The organism is Mycobacterium sp. RTGN4 (assembly GCF_033804635.1).
Classification (GTDB): Bacteria; Actinomycetota; Actinomycetes; order Mycobacteriales; family Mycobacteriaceae; genus Mycobacterium.
The window spans coordinates 198,811-216,115 of the sequence record NZ_JAPZLB010000003.1 but is presented as its reverse complement, the minus strand read 5'-3'; the positions used below and the strand labels follow the sequence as shown (position 1 = coordinate 216,115).

Below are 17,305 nucleotides of genomic sequence, written 5' to 3'. Positions count from 1 at the left end.
GGATGGATTACTTCGGTCTCGACGACGACGAACGCACGATCGCCGAAACGGCCGCCGAATTCGCCGAGAAGCGCATCGCGCCATACGCGTTGGAGTGGGATGCGGCCAAGCACTTCCCCACCGACGTGCTACGCGCGGCGGCCGAGTTGGGCATGGCGGCCATCTACTGTCAGGAGGACGCGGGCGGCAGCGGTCTGCGTCGCCTGGACGGCGTGCGCATCTTCGAGCAACTGGCCGTCGCCGACCCGACGACGGCGGCATTCCTGTCCATCCACAACATGTGCACGTGGATGGTCGATACGTACGGGAGCGACGAGCAGCGCAAGAAGCTGGTGCCGCGACTGGCCTCGATGGAGCTCATCGCGAGTTACTGCCTGACCGAGCCCGGTGCTGGATCCGACGCAGGTGCGTTGCGCACCAAGGCTGTTCGTGATGGTGACCATTACGTGCTCGACGGCGTCAAGCAGTTCATCTCCGGGGCGGGTGCCTCGGACGTGTACATCGTGATGGCACGCACGGGAGGTGACGGTCCGCGTGGCATCTCGGCATTCGTCGTCGACAAGGACACGCCTGGCGTCAGTTTCGGCGCCGACGAGTACAAGATGGGTTGGAATGCGCAGCCCACTGCGCAAGTGGTGTTCGAGGGCGCCCGCGTGCCACTCGACGCGATGCTCGGTGGAGCCGCGGGCGAGGGCACCGGGTTCGGCATCGCGATGAACGGGCTCAACGGCGGCCGCATCAACATCGCGGCGTGTTCGCTGGGCGGAGCGCAGGCCGCCTACGACAAGGCGAAAGCCTACCTCGCCGACCGTGAGGCGTTCGGCATGCGACTACTCGACGAGCCAACCATTCGGTTCACGCTCGCCGACATGGCCACGACGCTGGAGGCTTCGCGAAACCTGTTGTGGCGGGCGGCTACTGCCCTCGATGACGGCCATCCGGACAAGGTCGAACTGTGCGCGATGGCCAAGCGCTATGTCACCGACGCGTGTTTCAATGTGGCCGACCAGGCCCTGCAACTGCATGGCGGCTACGGCTACCTGCGCGAGTACGGGCTGGAGAAGATCGTCCGCGATCTACGGGTGCACCGCATTCTCGAGGGAACCAACGAAATCATGCGCGTGGTCATCGGTCGGGCGGAAGCCGCCCGGGCGCGCGCGTCTTAAACCGGAAGGCTGGCTGTATTCAATGGCGACGATCGCGTTCTTGGGACTGGGCAACATGGGTGGCCCGATGGCGGCCAATCTGGTCGCGGCGGGGCATACGGTGCGCGGCTTCGATCCCGTACCCGCGTTGAAGGACGCCGCAGAAGGCAAGGGCGCCAAAGTGTTCGACACCGGCGCCGAAGCCGTCGCCGCGGCTGACGTCGTGATCACCTCGCTGCCGAACGGAGCCGTCGTCAAGGCGTGTTACGCCGAGGTGCTCCCCGCCGCCAAGGCCGGAGCCTTGTTCATCGACACGTCGACCATCTCCGTCGACGACGCCAGGGCCATCCACGGCGACGCCGTGGCAGCGGGTTTCGAGCAACTCGACGCGCCGGTGTCCGGCGGCATCAAGGGCGCCACCGCAGGCACGCTGGCATTCATGGTCGGCGGTGAGGACGTGGCGGTCGAGCATGCTCGGACGGTGCTGGAACCCCTGGCGGGCAAGATCATTCACTGCGGCGCCTCGGGCGCGGGGCAGGCCGCCAAGCTGTGCAACAACATGGTGCTGGCGGTCCAGCAGATCGCCATCGGCGAAGCCTTCGTGCTGGCCGAGAAGCTGGGCCTGCCCGCACAGTCACTGTTCGACGTCATCACCGGCGCCACCGGCAACTGCTGGGCGGTGCACACGAACTGCCCTGTCCCAGGACCGGTTCCGACCTCGCCTGCCAACAACGACTTCAAGCCCGGATTCGCGACCGCGCTGATGAACAAGGACCTCGGGCTGGCGATGGCCGCGGTGAGCTCGACGGGTTCGGCTGCGCCGCTTGGCAGCCACGCCGCCGAGATCTACGCGAAGTTCAACGAGGACCATGCCGACAAGGACTTCAGCGCGGTCATCGAATTGATCCGCAACGGCTAGCGCTGGGTCCTCGCTCCGAGCGCGTCGTGAAATAGGGCCTGACGCAACGCGAGTTCGCGTGGGTCGCTGTAGATGTGGAAGCCCATTCGGTTCATGACGTAGCCGTAACCGATACCCGTGTCCGGATCGGCGAACCCAAACGAGCCACCCGCTCCTGGCCACCCGAAGGCCTTGCCAGAAGAGCCAAACACGAACGCGGACGTCGGCTTGCCGAATCCGAGCGAGTAGGACGCATCGGTGTGCAACACCTTGTCGCGCAGTCCTTTCGTCGGAGGCACAGCAGGACCTTCGAGCGCATCGCGAACGGTCTGACTCAACCCCAGCTCTGAAGCGCCCGCGGCGGCGGCACCGTAGATCTTGGCGATCGACCTCGCCGTGGCCGTGCCGTTGGCGGCAGGCATCTCGACGACCCGATATTCATCGCTGTTGAAGGCTTCGGCTGAGGTGACGCCCGTGGCAACCACGAATGCTCGCGCGGGCAGGCTGAACTTGTTGAACATCGCGGCTGCGAACATCGGCGGCATCGTGTTGATGTGCCACACCAGGTCCTTCAGCGCGAACGCCTTCAACCGCGCCACGCGCGCGCGGTCAACGGAAGGCGGTAGCCCGATAAAGAAGTCGAGGTCCAGTGGCCCGGCGAGCTCCTCGGCGAAGTACCGGCCGAGCGTGCGGCTCTTCGGGTCCACGTGGCGGATGAGCTCGGATTCGTACCAACCAAGGGTGACGGCGTGATATCCGTGGCGGGTGCCGGGCGCCCACGCCGGAGTCTGCGCCGCGATCCTCGCCGACAGTTCGTCGGTGTCGGCGATGTCGGAAAGGGTGAGCGGCGGCTTGACGGCGACCAGCCCAGCCTGGTGGCTCAACAATTGCCGGACCGTGATCGCACCCTTCCCGGCCTGTGCGAACTCCGGCCAGTAATCGGCTACCTTGGCCTCGTAGTCGAGCAGTCCACGCGACGCGGCATGTGCGACCGCCAGCGACGCGACACCCTTCGTCGTCGAGAAGACGTTGACGAGAGTGTCTGTCTCCCAAGCTGCTTGGGTGACTTCGTCGCGATAGCCGCCCCACAGATCGACGACCTTGCGGCCGTCGCGGTAGACGGCGACGGCGGCCCCAATCTCCTGACCGCTGCTCAGATTGCGACGGAACGCGTCTGCGACCTTTCCATAGCCCTGGTCGACTTCGCCGCTGATGACATCCGTCGAGGTCTGGTTCTCACGAGCCACGATCCGCTCCTTCGCCGCGTGGAGCGCCCCTGTCCTGCACCCCGTGAGCCGGATGTTAGGCGCAGGGCAAGCGAAACGGGGATTGGTTGGGTCAGCGACCCGTCTGCCAGCGCCGGTGCAGCGCCTCACAACCGGAGGCCAGCAGCCCGTCGTACGCGCTGCGCACGTCGGCCGCCCCGGCGAAGTCGGCCCCGACGGTGTAGCCCGTGGTCACGACGAGCGTGGCCAGCTTGGCCGCCCGCGCGGCCCGCAAACCCCGCGGCGTGCCCGCGACCGCGAGCGCGCGCTCCGGGGCCAGCCCAAGCTCCCACAGCGCGTAGCCGTGCAGGTCCGGTTCGCGGCCGGGGCGAGTCAGGTCGTCGGGCGTGACGATCGTCTCGGCGATGCCGTCCCCGATCAGCTGTCGGACCAGCGGATCGACCCACTTGCGGGCGCCGGTGCTGACGACAGCCACCGGAACCGCCGCGAAGTACAGGCTGTTGACCAGATCATCGAGGCCGGCCCGTGGGATGACCTCACCATCCAGCACCGACCGCTCGAACAGGTCGTTCTTCGTCCGGTAGACGTGGGCTGCGATCTCGGCGCTGACTCGGCCGAAGCCGCGCCTACGCAGGGCCGAAGCGATGCGCCGCTGCTCGTCGGCGATGCAGATCAGGCGGCCATACTCTTCGACGGTCCAGCTGATGTCGAGGCCGTGTTCGGCGAAGGCGGCGTTGAAGGCCAACCGCTGTCCGTCGCGTTCGATATCGGCCAACGCCCCATCGAGGTCGAAGATCACGGCGTCCAGTGACTCGACGGCGGCGTCTGCCGGCCGTCCGGCATCCCACCAGAACGTCCGCTCCGCACACGTAACCGACATGCTTAGTAGCGTGTCCCAGCTCACAGTGGTCGGACCTCCCCCATTGGGGGGATTCGCATGGCCATCTTGGTGGGATGGCAGGATCGGCCGCCCTATGGTGGTGCACATGACGCCGGCGGGCAGGAGCGCAGCGACCGGGGGCATGTCACCGGTGCGGTTGGTGCTGGTAGACGACCACGAGATGGTCATCGAGGGGCTCAAGGCGATGCTGGCCGCATTCGGTGACCGGGTGGAGGTGGTCGGCCAAGCCGTCGGTGCGGAACGCGCGATCAGCGTGGTCGAGGAGCTCGATCCCGACATCGTGTTGTGCGACGTGCGGATGCAGGGCGCCAGCGGGCTAGATCTGTGCTCGGACCTTCGCGATCGCCATAAGGACCGCAAGGTCGTCATGCTCTCGGTGTATGACGACGAGCAGTACCTCTTCCAGGCGCTGCGGGTGGGTGCGTCGGGCTATCTCTTGAAGAGCATCAGCAGCGACGAGCTGGTGCGTCAGCTGGAGTTCGTGCACCGCGGCGAAACGGCTATCGACCCGAGCATGGCGGCTCGTGCCGCGGACACGGCCGCACGGATGCAGCGTGACGAGTTCTGGCCGGGCGCCAGGCAGGGCCTGACGCAGCGTGAGAGCGAGATCCTCTCCTATGTCGTCAACGGCCTGTCCAACAAGGGCATCGCCAACAAGCTGGTGATCGGCGACGAGACCGTCAAGACACATCTGCGCTCGGTCTACCGCAAGCTCGGGGTGAGCGACCGCACCGGGGCCGTTGCGACGGCGTTGAGGGAAGGCATTTACCAGTGACGGCGGGCAAATCGAATGCGGTGCGCGACCTGGTCGACGCGGACCGCGAACTCGCGCTGTTGCGTGAGCTGATCCAAGCGGCGTCCAGCGGTCCCGGCGTCGAGCCGCTCGCCGCGGCCGCGGCCCGGATGATCACCGCGGCCACGGCCACCGACGTGTGCTTCGTGCACGTGCTCGACGACGCCGAGCGCTCGCTCACGCTGACTGGCGCCACGCCGCCGTTCGACAGCGAGGTCGGCAAGATCCGACTTCCGCTGGGACAGGGCGTGTCCGGCTGGGTGGCCAGCCACCGCGAGCCCGTCGTGATAATCCACGACAAGGAATCCGATCCGCGGTACCTGCCGTTCGAGTCGCTACGCGGGTCGGACTTCACATCGATGGTCTCGGTGCCGATGGAGACCGATCCCGGCGGGCTGGTCGGGGTGCTCAACGTGCACACCGTGGCACGCCGCGAATTCACGGACCGCGACGTCGAATTGCTGCTGGTCATCGGCAGACTCATTGCGGGTGCCATGCACCAGGCCCGCCTGCACCGCCGGTTGGTCGCCCGCGAGCGAGCGCACGAGAACTTCGTCGAACAGGTCATCGAGGCGCAGGAGCTCGAGCGCCGCAGGCTCGCCGGTGACATCCACGACGGCATCTCGCAACGCCTGGTCACGCTGTCCTATCGGCTCGATGCCGCCAGCCGGGCCGTCGGCGCCGATCCCGCGCTGGTCGCCGAACAGTTGGGCATGGCCCGCGAGCTGGTCGACCTCACCCTCGGTGAAGCTCGCGCAGCGATCGGTGGGCTGCGGCCGCCGGTGCTCGACGACCTCGGACTCGCAGGCGGCCTGGCCAGCTTGGCTCGCTCCATCCCGCAGGTTCAGATCGGCGTCGATCTCGACGACACCCGATTGCCCGACCACATCGAGATCGCGATCTACCGCATCGCTCAGGAGTGTCTGCAGAACGTCGTCAAGCACGCCCAAGCGACCAACGCCAGCCTGACGTTCTCGGTTGACGATGACATCGCACGGCTCGAAATCGTCGACAACGGTGTCGGTTTCGACACCTTTGAGAATCCCCTTGGTGGTGACGAGATGGGCGGCTACGGGCTGCTGTCGATGGCCGAGCGCGCCGAGATCGTCGGTGGACGACTCAACATCCGCTCGCGGCCAGGCGCAGGGACCGCAGTGACGGCGACGATCCCACTGCCTTCGATCACGACCTAGTGAGCCGGCGCGACGCCAACGACTTCGGATCAGCCCGATTCGTAACCTTTGCTAACTAACTCGGCATCCGTAAATTCACTTGCTGGCCGACCGGCAGCTGGCCACCGCCCGTGCGCGGCGAGCGCTGCCGGTTGAGTTCGGGCGATGTTGCCCTGCACAGTTTCCCCTCGGGTGACGAAACCCGCCGCGAGTTCGTCTGCGCCCCTGCATGATTCGAGTCAGAAAGATCGCATGATCGAGATAGAGCACCTGACCAAGCGGTTCGGCGATCGAACCGTCCTCGACGACGTCTCGCTATCGGTTGACAGCGGCGAGATCCTCGCCGTGGTCGGACCCAGCGGCGCTGGCAAGAGCACGCTGTCGCGGTGCGTCAGCTTCCTTGAGCGGCCCACGTCGGGCACCGTACGGGTCGACGGCAAGGACTTCACCAGGTTGGAGGGCCGCGAACTGCTGGCAGCGCGCAGGAGCGTCGGCGTCATCTTCCAGACCGCGCCGCTGTTGCGGCGCCGCACCGTCGCTCAGAACATCGCGCTTCCGCTTGAGTACCTCGGAGCTACCGACGCATCGATTGCCAAGCGAGTCAACGCACTTCTCGACCGCGTCGGTCTCAACGATCGACGCGACTATCTGCCCGCCCAACTCTCCGGCGGTCAGAAACAGCGCGTCGGAATTGCCAGGGCCCTTGCGCTCGGGCCGTCGTACCTCTTGTCAGACGAGGCGACTGCCGCGCTGGACCCCGCGACGACGAAGGCGATCCTGTCGCTGCTCGGCCACCTTCGCGATGAATTCGGCTTGTCCATCATCTTGATCACGCACGAGATGGAAGTCGTCCGCGAGATCGCCGACTCCGTCGCCCGACTCGACGGCGGGCGCATCATCGAGCGCGGTTCCGTCGCCGACGTCATCCTCGACCCCACGTCGTCGCTGGCTCGGGAACTGTTGCCCGATCGCCCTAGTGTGCCGTTTCACGGCGCCGGTGAGGTGTGGGAGGTCTCGTACGCCTCCCGCGACGTACCGCTCGACTGGCTCACGTCCATCCACGCGGTGCCGGGCATCTCCGGGCTGCAGGTGAGCGTGCTCAGCGCCAGCGTAGAGGCGATCCGCGGAGTGGCCGTCGGGCGCGCAGTGCTCGCAATCACGCCATCCGCACCGGCCGGCTTCGAGACCTACCTACGCGAACGCGGGCTGCACGTGACGGCCATCGCCGCGAAATCCGAAGGGGCAGCGGCGTGAACCTCGCTGCCAGTGAGGATTTCAGCACGCCATGGGCGAAGGTCCCGGACCTGCTCCTGCCTGCGTACGGACAGACCTGGGTGATGGTGGGCGTCACCATGGCGCTTGTGCTCGTCATCGGCACGCCGGTGGGAATCACGCTGCACAACACCTCCACGTTCGGGCTCTATCCCAATCCGAGGGTGTTCGCCGTGCTGAACACGGTCGTCAACGTGGGTCGGTCGCTGCCGTTCCTGATCCTGATGACGGCGATCATTCCGGTGACGCGATTCCTGGTCGGCACCACGATCGGCATCGCGGCGGCGATCGTGCCGATGACGACGGCGGGCGTGCCGTTCTTCGCACGGCTCGTCCAGAATGCGCTGCGCGACGTGCGATCTGATGTCATCGACATGGGCCGGGTGTCCGGAGGCACCAGCCTGCAAGTGATCCGGACCGTTCAGTTGTCCGAGGCGCTCCCCGCCCTGGCCGGCGCGTTGACCGTCAACCTCATCGCGATGATCGAGTACTCGGCCATTGCGGGGTCGATCGGGGCCGGCGGAGTGGGGAACCTGGCGATCACCTACGGCTACAACCGGTTCGACCACAACATCATGATCGCCACGGTGATCACCCTGATCATCACGATCCAGATCGTCCAATTCGCAGGCGACCGCCTCGTCAAATCCCTAACCCGCTGACTGCCAACCGATTCCGCCAACTCACCGAGCAAGGAACACCCGTGACGAACCTGACCGGCTCACCGGCCACCGACGACATCGAACTCAAGCAGAAGACACGCTGGCCATGGATCGCGGCGGCGGTCGTGGTGGTCGTCGCGATCGTCGGCGGTATCAGCTATGCGACATTGTCGAACGAGGACAAGCCTTTCGGCACCAACCTCAAGGTCGCGACCTGGAGCACCGACATCGCGGCCGAGAGCCTGCTCAAGTACATCAACGACCAGGTTGCTCCCGCGCACGGCGTCACCATCGAGCCCGTCAAGATCGACAACATCATCGAGATCAATCGCGCCGTCGACGCGGGCACCATCGCAGGCAACGTCTTCGAGCACCAGCCGTTCCTCAACGACGCCATCGCGGCCAACGGCTTCAAGCTGAAACTCGCTGCGCCGACGTTCACTTGGGACCAGGCCACCTACTCCGACAAGTACCGCACCTGGGCCCAGGTGCCCAACGGCGCCAAGATCGCACTGCGCGACGACCCCGCCGGGCAGGCCATCGCGCTGCTGGATCTGGCCTACGACAAACAGATCACGTTGAAGCCTGGCAAGGACACCCTGGCCGGCCTGCCACAGTTGTCCGACGTCGAGTCCAATCCCAAGAACTACCAGTTCATCCAGGTGCCGATCGGCCAACTCGCGCGCAGCCTCGCCGACGTGGACGCCATCGTGGTCCACATCTCCGACGTCTACGCCGCCGGGCTCAAGGAGGACCAGATCATCGCGCGCGAGCCCGCTCCCAAGGGCAGTGAGGGCGGTCTGGTGGTCAGCGAAAAGCACCTCGACGACCCCAACGTGCAGAAGCTTATTCAGACCTTTCAGGATCCGAAGATCGCCGAGTTCCTCAAGACCACGAATGACCAGTTGATCCGCAACACGTTGGGACCCATCGCATGAGCGCCAAGCGCCCGTTGTACTACAGCGCATTCGTCATGAACACCGCATCCCATGTGCTGCATGGCCTCTGGCGCGCCCCGGAGGCAGAGAACCACAAGTTCAACTCGCTTCGGCATTGGACCTCGGTCGCTGCGGAGGTGGACAAGGCCGGATACGACCTGATCTTCTTCGCCGACGTCTTCGGGTTACGCGCGCCGTGGAACGGCAACTGGCGCAAGGCCGTCGAGGGTGGGATTCAGATCCCGGTCAACGACCCCTCCGTCCTGGCATCGGCGTTGGCGGCCGCGACGGAACACCTCGGCATCGTGTTCACCAGTTCGATCGTTCAGGATCATCCCTTCAACTTCGCCCGTCGGATGTCCTCGCTCGACCACTACACCGAGGGCCGCCTCGGCTGGAACATCGTGACGAGCTTCAACGCCAACGTGTTTCGCAGCTTCGGGCACGAGGGCACGCTCAACCACGACGAGCGCTACCAGTGGGCCTACGAGTACGTCGACGTGGCCTACAAGTTGTGGGAGGGTTCGTGGGACGACGACGGGCTGGTGCAGGACAAGGAACGCGGCATCCACGCGGACCCGGCGAAGATCCACAAGATCAACCACGTCGGTGACCGCTACTCCGTCGAGGGTCCGCACTTCGTCGCGCCGTCGCCGCAGCGCTCGCCGGTACTCTTCCAGGCGGGCTCATCGCCTGCGGGCCAGCTCTTTTCGGCCCGTAACGCCGAAGGCGTCTACATCAGCAGCCCGAGCCCGGCCGACGCGTACAAGCTGACGGCCGAGACCCGTGCGCTGGCAGCCGAGCAAGGCAGGAATCCCGACGACATCACCTTCGCCCAAGGCCTGTCGTTCGTGATCGGCGACACGCACCGGGATGCGGTGCGCCGCAACGATGAACTCAAGAGGTACCTCGACCTGGAGGGCATCGCCCTGCACGCCCTCGGCGACGCGGGCATCGATGCGGGCAGCCTGCCGCTGGACACGCCAATCAGCCAGCTCGGCGAGTTCACCGGGGTGAAGAGCTTCATCCGTTGGGCATCGGAGGTGTCGGGCAACGATGATCCGACCATCCGCGACATGGCGTGGGTCATGGAGGGCGCGAACCGGGTCGTCGGCACCGCCAAGGAGATCGCGGATCGCCTGGAGGAGTGGAGGGAGGCCGGCGTCGACGGCATCAACGTTTACCACGCCACCGTTCCTGGTTCGTTCCGCGAGGTGGCCGACCGGCTCTTCCCGACACTGCGCGAACGGGGCCTGATTTCAACGGACAAGTCGGGAACGTTGCGGCACAAGCTACTTGGGCGTGGCGACCGACTGCCCGACACCCATCCCGCTGCTGCCTATCGAGGCGCCTTCGGCGACAACGATCTGCTCAACGGAGTCGAAGCGCCCGTCGGCGCCGCGCTCTGAGCTGAGTTTCAGCCCCCCAATTTGCCCGAGTTCTCGGGGCAGCGGTAGGTCAGCGCCACCGTCACGATGACGCCGAGTTGCTGATCCGAGAACTCGGCGCCCATCTGTTGCATCGCGTCGACGATTTCTTGTTTGGTGTCGTTGAAACTGCTGTCGGCCACGATGCACGCGATGTCGATCACGTCGCTGATGTTCGACTCCGTCCCGCTGACGCCCGACGCCCGTATCTCGTCGTAGGCCTCCGGCGGGACGACCGACGGTGCGGCCGTGGGGCTCGGCGCTGAGGTGGACCGCGTGGTCGTCGTCGTGGATGGCGTCGACTTGGTGGTGGTCGAGTACGCACTCACGCCGCTGGGAGCGGTGGCTTCGCCAGTCGTCGTGCTGCTGCATGCGGTCAAAAGCGCCGCGGCGGACAGTACAACCAGGACGTTCGGCCTGATGTTCACGAGACTCCCCACGGGACCAAGCGTAAAGCCCCGGGCCGCGTGTCCTGACCACCAGTTGCGAAGACTCCTTCGCCGCTCAGAAGTCGCCCGTGTGGCGGCGCAGGGTCTCGATCGACGCGGCCAGTGCCGCCGACTCGGCGGCGGAAACTCCGATGTCGGCGAACACCTCCTTGTTGAGCGTGACCGTCGCGTCCTCCACCGTCGACCGCCCGAGCCCGGTCAGCCGCACCAGGGTCGTGCGGCCATCCGTGGGGTGCGGGATGCGCTCGACGAGCCCATCCTGCTCGAGCCTGCGGATGGCATGGGTGACGCTGGTGACGTGTACCTGAAGACGGTCAGAAGCCTTCGTGATCGGGAGCGCACCGGTGCTGCTGAACGCCAGTAACCGCAGCAACTCGTAGCGCGAGAAGCTCAGGTCGTACGGCCGCAGCGCGGCCTCGACCCGGGCCAGCAGGATCTGGTGTGCGCGCATCACCGACGTCACTGCCACCATGCCGTCGGCGACGTCACCCCACCCGGCGCGTTCCCAGTTGGCGCGTGCCAGCGCGATGGGATCTGGTTTGCCAGGAGGCGGGTTCGGTTCTTCAGACGGCACGACTCTTCATACCGCACTCCACCCGCCGGGTGCAGGAATCAGGCGACTGCGACTGCAGCCAACACCGCGCGTGAGGAGGACCGGCTGCCCACGCTGACCCGCACGCCACCGTCGGCGTAGCTGCGTACCCGCAGCCCAGTGTTGGCGAAGACGTGCTGCCAGGAGCGCGCGCACGCGGGAAGGTACACGAAGTTGGCGTGGCTGTCCGTGCTGTAGACGCCCATGGCGCGCAGTCGCGCACGCAGGTACCTGCCTTCCGCACTGATCACGCGAATGCGTTGCTGCAGTTCGACTTCCGCATCGTAAGATGCCGCGACCCCGACCAGCCCGGTGGAGCCGACGCCGAACGGCAACTGCATGGTCCACAGCCGCCGCGCCAGGTCCGCAGCACAGAACCCGTATCCGACGCGCAGTCCGGCCAGCCCGTAGGCCTTCGAAAAGGTGCGTAGCACCACCACATTGGGGAACCGCTCCACCAGGGCCGGCGCATCGATGCGGTGCTCGGGCGACAGGAATTCGACGTAGGCCTCGTCGAGCAGCACCACCGTGTCCGGCGCGATGCGGCGCAGGAACCGTTCGACGTCAGCCGCAGCTTCGATCGTGCCGGTCGGGTTGTGCGGGCGGCACAGCACGACGACGCGGGCATGGGCTGCCGCGTCGGCCATCGCGTCGAGGTCATGGTGCCCGTGTTGATCGAGCGCGACGGTGACCGAACGTAGCCGTGCCATCTGGGCGAAGATCGGGTACCCGTCGAATGTCGGCGACGTCATCACCATGGTGTCGCCGGGGCTGGTGACGGCATGCAGTACCTGCAACACCACCCCGGTGGCGCCTGCACCAATCACCACCTGGTCGTCGCGCACTCCCACCCGACCCGCGATCAGTGCGCGCAACCGTTGGGGCAGGAACTCCGGATAGCGGTTCGCCGTGTCGAGCGACGTGGCCAGCGCCGAACGCACCGACGGCAACGGTGGGAACGGATTCTCGTTGAGCGACAGGGCAAAGGGGTTCACCGCGGGCTCGAGTGCGTCGATGGCATCGGTGAGCGCAAGGTTCGTGGTCACCGGGTTTGCCCGCCCCACTTGATGGCCGCGGCCCCGGCGAAGTCCCCTGCGTGCGCGAACGCCGCCATCATCACGACGTCACCCTTCTTGATCTGCCCTTCGGTGATCGCCCTGTCCAGGTTCACCGGAATGCCTGCGGCAAACAGGTTGCCGCATTCGTCAAACGTGTCGCGGTGTCGTTCGGCGGGCAACTCCAGGGCCTCTCGCCAGTTGCGCAGGAAGACTCGGTTCGGCTGGTTGGTCACCAGTAGGTCAAGATCCTTGGGCGCCATGCCAATTCGATCGCACACGGAGTACGCAATCTCGGGCACCTGCCGGTTGCCCCGCGCCAGCACCTTGGTGATCTTGGCGTCGGTGAACCCGATGCAGCCTTCGCCGGGACCGGCCTGCCACCACTTGCGTGGCGGGTCGACGGCCAGCGTCATGTCACCGGCATATTCGCCGTAGGTACGGCACTCGACGTCGAGGATCGGAGACTCCTCCGACAACGCGACCAGCCCGACCGCGGCTCCGTCGCCGGGCACCGCGGCCTGCGCCTTGCGCCGGATGGTCGGCTGATCGAAGGCCGTCCCCGCCGAATTCTGGGCGACGGCGATCAGCGCGGTGCGACCCTCTCCTGACTGGAGCAGGCGACGGGCCAGCTTCAGGCCCAGTACGAAGGCCGCACAACCGCCGTTGTGCAGGTCCACCACCCAATTCGGTTTCATACCAAGGCGATATGCCATTCCCCCGCCGCCGCCGTAGAACGGCATGTCGGGCATCTGGGTGTGGGTGATCAACACGTCGACGTTCGCCAGCGCATCAGCACCGTGCCGCTCCACCAACCCCGCGGCGGCCCGTTCGACCATGTCGATAGCGGTCTCGTCCGGCGCGACGTGGTGGCGGAACTTCGGCGCGCGGAACATCAGGTTGTCCCGCAGGTCGTCGGATTCCGCGAACTGTGCGTAGTAGTCCGCGCCGATCGGTTCCCCGGGCAGATAGGTGGAGACGTCGATCAGGCTGACTGAAGGCAGGGGCGTGGTCGTGGTCATGTCGTCGTCCGCTCAGCTCATCCAGACCGGGGTCACCGGCAGTCCGTTGTGGTGGCGATATTCGGCAATCGCCTTGAGGTTCTTCAGTTCCAGTTCATGGCCTGCGCCGAACATGTCCCAGAAGTCGCCAACCCAGACCGGCCGCTGCTGCGGCGCACTCTCCGGGTACGGGTTGTGGTCGTAGAACGGGTGACGACAGTTGGTCCACAGCACGACCGAACCGGGCTTGTCGAACACGACCTGCGCGTCCACCACTCGCATCAGGTAGACCATCCAGAGGTGCTTGCCCTGGTCCCACGCACAGTGATAGTCGACGGTGCGCGCCGCGCGATTGGCGACCGTGCGCGTGTAGATCTCGGTTTCCGACCCGAGTCGGTCGTAGGCCACCCACAGCCCTGGCTCCTCAGTGGGTGTGAAGCCGCGCAGGCTGTAGGTCCACTCCTCAAGGCTGCGGGTATCGGACAGGTAGGTGAACAGCTCGTCCGGCGGGCAGTCGACGTAGGCGTTGACGGTGCAGAATTCGCCGAACACCTGGTCGTGGGGATACACCGACCGCATCATCTCCATGATGATCGGCGTCGCCTGCTCACGCGGCGAAGTCTCTATGCGGACGACCCCGTCAATGGGGGCGGTTATATCGTCAAGCGCGGGCAGCGACATCGGGCTTCATCTCCTCGTCAATTGAATGATGTTGTGGGGCTTGCAAAAAGGGTGCAAATGGGGGGATCTCATCGGCCGAGCATTCGATGCTCACCACCGCGGGACCGTCGTGGGCGAAGGCGTCGCGCAGCGCGCCGGAGAGCGTCGCGACGTCCGAGACGTCAACCGAAGGCAGCCCGGGAAACATGGCTGCCAGGCCCGCGCCGAGTCGGCTGGGCGCGAATCGGTTGTAGCTGTACTGGCCGCCGTAGAAGAGTTGTTCACGGGTGACGCACATCGCGTGGGCGTTGTTGTTGAACAGCACCACCGTGAGCGGCAGCCCGTACTGGATCGCGGTGTGCAATTCCATGCCGTGCATGAAGAACGACCCATCCCCTGCGACGACGACGGTGCGCCTGCGCGGCCCGTGACTCGTCGGACGTGCGCCCATCGCGCGGGCGAAGCACATCCCGATACCCGCCCCGAAGCTGTACCCCATGCCGCCCATGCCAAGTGCCACGACAAAGCGTCCGGAACGCCGGACCGGCAGGAGGTGAATTGCGGCCGCGCCACTGTTGCCCGCATCGACCACGATGTCGGCCCCTGCCGGCATCGCTCGGTCCAGTGCGGCCATCGCATCGCGATAGCTCACACCGGGGCCGTCGTACTCCGGTGGTTGTAACTCGCGGCGCGACAACACTTCCACTACCTGCAGCCCCCGCGGTCTACCCTGGCCGGTCAGGGCGCGCGTCAAGTCGGCCAACGATACGTTGAGGTCCTCGCTGTGCACGTGGACTGACGGCACGTACGGTTCGGCCGACCCGATCGACATCACCCGAACCCGGCCCAGCGCGTCGTCGAGCCCTGCGCGTGCGGTCACGGACATCCGCGTGCCCACCAACAGACACACCGCACTTTCCGAAAGCGCTTGCTCCACCCCGGGATGCCCCATGACACCAGTGACCCCCAGTGCCGAGGAAGTGCCGAGCCCCGGCGTCCCGCTGACGTCCTTGGCATCTGGCACCGTCGCGACCCAGGCGCGCAGTGTGGTCCGCAGCTGCTCGAGCGCGACCCGCGCGTCATCACGTGCAACTTGTTCTCCCGCGATGATGGCGACGGGCCCGAGCGCGCGGTGCAATTCCTCGACGATGGGCGTCACGTCTCCGAGCCGCGGACTCGCGCAGGCGACGGCGGGCCTGTCGATGCACTCGATCATGCTCTGCTGCACGTCTTTCGGCAGCAGCAGGACTGCGGGCCCGCCCGCTCTGGCGGCTGCGACGGCCTCCCGGAGCGCCGTTACGATGTCGGCCGGGTCGACCACGCGCCTGCAGTACACCGATACCGCCGAGAACAGGGCGACGGCGTCCAGCGAACCGCCCGCGCTACTGGTGTCCTGGAAGCTTCCTCGCCCGTCCATGGCGGTCGGCGGCTGACCGACCAAGGCCAGCACCGGAACCCGGCTGGCGTACGACTCCCCCAGCCCCGCAACCAGATTCAACGAACCGCCGCCCGACGTCGCGGCCACCACGCCGAGGCTCGATGACGCCCGGCTGTAGCCGTCGGCCATGGTTGCCGCGGAGAACTCGTGCTTGGCCAGCACACCGGTGACACCGTCGCAAAAGTGAATGGCGTCGTAGAGGTCTTCGATGTTGGCGCCGTCAACGCCGAACACGTAATCGACTCCGCCAGCGGCGAGTTCGTCGACTATATGGTCGACCACCCGGTACGTCATGACCATCGAACACCTGCTTCCCGATTCCTGCTAGTGACACGACGCGGGTGGCGTCGCGGTTCACCGCAGGCGGGATCTCACAGCTGGCGTTCGAGCAACACCTGTCCTGAATCAGCGGAAACTAGTTGTACCGCAGCGATTTCGCCGACGTGCTCCGGCGTGTTTCCGCTGGGTAGCGCGGTAGCTCCCGACAGCCCCAGCCACGTCGCGATCTGGGTATGACTTCCGTCACGGCCCACCACGACCATGCCGAGATTGCTCGGCGGTGTTCCGCCGCCACTCGACCAATCGCCATAGGTGCAGGCCATGTCGATACGGGTGCCCCACGCGAAACTGTTCACCGAGATGGTCGCGCTGAACGGCGTCGTGACGAGCTTGTTCATCTCCAACTGTTGAGCCGTCACCTGTTCCGTGCCGCTCTGCAGGCCCACGATGCCCGGGCGGACGGCGATCACCAGACCGACGGCCAGCAGTGCGGCCGCCAGCCCAACCGCTCCGTACGTCAAAATCCGCGACCGGCGCCTGCGCCAGCGCACCTTGTCCAACACCTGTGTGCGCACCTCGGGCCGCAACGGTGGCGGCTCGGGCTGCTCCTTGGCCAGCGCTCGTACGTCGTCGGCGTCGAGCATGGCTAGCAGGGCAGGCATGCCGCTGATGTCGCCGACGGCCGTGCGGCACCGGTCGCACGTCTCTAGGTGCGCTTCGTATTCTCGTCGCTCGGCGCTGGACAGCGAACCAAGCATGTATGCGGCATCCCACGTCGTGTAGCGGTCGCCGTCGACCGGTTCCAGACTCCGAGGTCCTCCCGACTGTGTCACCGTGTCACCCCCATCTCCTGCAGGTTGAGACGTAGCGCGCGGACTGCGTAGTGCAGCCGCGACTTCACCGTGCCTTCGGCGATCCGCAGCTCATTGGCGATCTGCGCGACGCTGTGGCCCTGGTAGTAGGCCCGGAGGATCACCGCGCGGTGGTCCTCCGAGAGTTCGCTCATTGCGGTGCTGAGCAGCAGCCGGTCCAACGCGCCGTCCACCTCGTCTGGACCGGCGCGGTCGGCGACACGCTCGACGTCGTCGGTCCCTGTCTCGTTGCGAAACCGGGCGCTGCGGCGCTCGTCGATGATCTGGTTGCGCGCGACGGTGAACAACCACGCCCGCGCTGAGCGGTCGGCGTCATAGGTCACCTCTGGATGCCGCCAAGCCCGAAGAAGCGTCTCCTGTACTACGTCCTCTGCGCGTGCCGCGTCTCCGGTGAGCCGCAGCACGTAACGCCAAAGCGCGCCGGCGTGCTCGTCGTACAACACTCGCATCATGGCGGCCTCTGGATCTTCCATTCCCAACCTCCGCCAGTTAACACGGTGTGGAGGCCCCGGAGGTTCAACCGTC

At 66.1% G+C, this 17,305-nt stretch carries 18 protein-coding genes; 8 read left to right on the top strand and 10 right to left on the bottom strand.

The window, feature by feature from the left end:
• Positions 1 to 2: 2 nt before the first annotated feature.
• Positions 3 to 1,166 (top strand): acyl-CoA dehydrogenase family protein, encoded by a 1,164-nt coding sequence (locus tag SLQ30_RS07955; protein ID WP_319445722.1) that lies wholly within the window; start codon positions 3 to 5, stop codon positions 1,164 to 1,166.
• Positions 1,075 to 2,064: a 3-hydroxyisobutyrate dehydrogenase gene (gene mmsB / locus SLQ30_RS07950; RefSeq protein ID WP_413467973.1), complete on the top strand. Its 990-nt coding sequence runs from the start codon at positions 1,075 to 1,077 to the stop codon at positions 2,062 to 2,064. Before SLQ30_RS07955 ends, mmsB begins: the two co-directional genes overlap by 92 nt.
• On the opposite strand, the gene SLQ30_RS07945 is transcribed toward mmsB, so the two are convergent.
• Positions 2,061 to 3,290: a serine hydrolase domain-containing protein gene (locus tag SLQ30_RS07945; RefSeq protein ID WP_319445720.1), complete on the bottom strand. Its 1,230-nt coding sequence runs from the start codon at positions 3,288 to 3,290 to the stop codon at positions 2,061 to 2,063. The two genes, mmsB and SLQ30_RS07945, sit on opposite strands and share 4 nt — an antisense overlap.
• Positions 3,291 to 3,381: 91 nt before the next feature.
• On the bottom strand, positions 3,382 to 4,149 hold the full coding sequence (locus tag SLQ30_RS07940) for an HAD hydrolase-like protein (RefSeq protein WP_319445719.1): 768 nt from the start codon (positions 4,147 to 4,149) through the stop codon (positions 3,382 to 3,384).
• A gap of 106 nt (positions 4,150 to 4,255) precedes the next feature.
• Here SLQ30_RS07940 and SLQ30_RS07935 point away from each other — a divergent pair, with 106 nt between their 5' ends.
• The 6 genes from SLQ30_RS07935 to SLQ30_RS07910 all read left to right on the top strand — a co-directional run bounded on the left by SLQ30_RS07935 (position 4,256) and on the right by SLQ30_RS07910 (position 10,416).
• Positions 4,256 to 4,945 (top strand): response regulator transcription factor, encoded by a 690-nt coding sequence (locus SLQ30_RS07935; RefSeq protein ID WP_319445718.1) that lies wholly within the window; start codon positions 4,256 to 4,258, stop codon positions 4,943 to 4,945.
• A complete protein-coding gene (locus SLQ30_RS07930) occupies positions 4,942 to 6,156 on the top strand; it encodes a GAF domain-containing sensor histidine kinase (RefSeq protein ID WP_319445717.1) in 1,215 nt (404 codons plus the stop codon). The genes SLQ30_RS07935 and SLQ30_RS07930 overlap by 4 nt, the downstream gene beginning before the upstream one ends.
• Positions 6,157 to 6,387: 231 nt before the next feature.
• A complete protein-coding gene (locus SLQ30_RS07925) occupies positions 6,388 to 7,389 on the top strand; it encodes a methionine ABC transporter ATP-binding protein (RefSeq protein WP_319445716.1) in 1,002 nt (333 codons plus the stop codon).
• Positions 7,386 to 8,069, top strand: coding sequence for a methionine ABC transporter permease (locus SLQ30_RS07920; RefSeq protein WP_319445715.1), 684 nt, complete (start codon positions 7,386 to 7,388; stop codon positions 8,067 to 8,069). The genes SLQ30_RS07925 and SLQ30_RS07920 overlap by 4 nt, the downstream gene beginning before the upstream one ends.
• 41 nt (positions 8,070 to 8,110) lie before the next feature.
• On the top strand, positions 8,111 to 9,007 hold the full coding sequence (locus SLQ30_RS07915; protein WP_319445714.1) for a MetQ/NlpA family ABC transporter substrate-binding protein: 897 nt from the start codon (positions 8,111 to 8,113) through the stop codon (positions 9,005 to 9,007).
• Complete coding sequence (locus SLQ30_RS07910) at positions 9,004 to 10,416, top strand: NtaA/DmoA family FMN-dependent monooxygenase (RefSeq protein WP_319445713.1); 1,413 nt, start codon at positions 9,004 to 9,006, stop codon at positions 10,414 to 10,416. The genes SLQ30_RS07915 and SLQ30_RS07910 overlap by 4 nt, the downstream gene beginning before the upstream one ends.
• A gap of 8 nt (positions 10,417 to 10,424) precedes the next feature.
• Here SLQ30_RS07910 and SLQ30_RS07905 read toward each other — a convergent pair whose 3' ends face one another.
• From SLQ30_RS07905 to SLQ30_RS07870, 8 genes are all read right to left on the bottom strand, one after another.
• The gene (locus SLQ30_RS07905; RefSeq protein WP_319445712.1) at positions 10,425 to 10,874 is read right to left on the bottom strand and encodes a hypothetical protein; all 450 of its coding nucleotides are present in this window, start codon (positions 10,872 to 10,874) and stop codon (positions 10,425 to 10,427) included.
• A gap of 64 nt (positions 10,875 to 10,938) precedes the next feature.
• Positions 10,939 to 11,457 (bottom strand): MarR family transcriptional regulator, encoded by a 519-nt coding sequence (locus SLQ30_RS07900; RefSeq protein WP_319445711.1) that lies wholly within the window; start codon positions 11,455 to 11,457, stop codon positions 10,939 to 10,941.
• 38 nt (positions 11,458 to 11,495) lie between these two features.
• Positions 11,496 to 12,521, bottom strand: coding sequence for a pyridoxal phosphate-dependent aminotransferase (locus SLQ30_RS07895; RefSeq protein ID WP_319445710.1), 1,026 nt, complete (start codon positions 12,519 to 12,521; stop codon positions 11,496 to 11,498).
• Positions 12,518 to 13,552, bottom strand: coding sequence for a 3-oxoacyl-ACP synthase III family protein (locus SLQ30_RS07890; protein ID WP_319445709.1), 1,035 nt, complete (start codon positions 13,550 to 13,552; stop codon positions 12,518 to 12,520). Before SLQ30_RS07890 ends, SLQ30_RS07895 begins: the two co-directional genes overlap by 4 nt.
• 12 nt (positions 13,553 to 13,564) lie before the next feature.
• A complete protein-coding gene (locus SLQ30_RS07885) occupies positions 13,565 to 14,212 on the bottom strand; it encodes an SRPBCC family protein (protein WP_319445708.1) in 648 nt (215 codons plus the stop codon).
• Entirely contained in the window at positions 14,193 to 15,929 is a 1,737-nt protein-coding gene (locus tag SLQ30_RS07880) for a thiamine pyrophosphate-binding protein (RefSeq protein ID WP_319445707.1), read from the bottom strand. The genes SLQ30_RS07885 and SLQ30_RS07880 overlap by 20 nt, the downstream gene beginning before the upstream one ends.
• 71 nt (positions 15,930 to 16,000) lie before the next feature.
• Positions 16,001 to 16,741: a zf-HC2 domain-containing protein gene (locus SLQ30_RS07875; protein WP_319445706.1), complete on the bottom strand. Its 741-nt coding sequence runs from the start codon at positions 16,739 to 16,741 to the stop codon at positions 16,001 to 16,003.
• The gene (locus tag SLQ30_RS07870; RefSeq protein WP_319445705.1) at positions 16,738 to 17,253 is read right to left on the bottom strand and encodes a sigma-70 family RNA polymerase sigma factor; all 516 of its coding nucleotides are present in this window, start codon (positions 17,251 to 17,253) and stop codon (positions 16,738 to 16,740) included. The genes SLQ30_RS07875 and SLQ30_RS07870 overlap by 4 nt, the downstream gene beginning before the upstream one ends.
• Between the last annotated feature and the right edge of the window lie 52 nt (positions 17,254 to 17,305).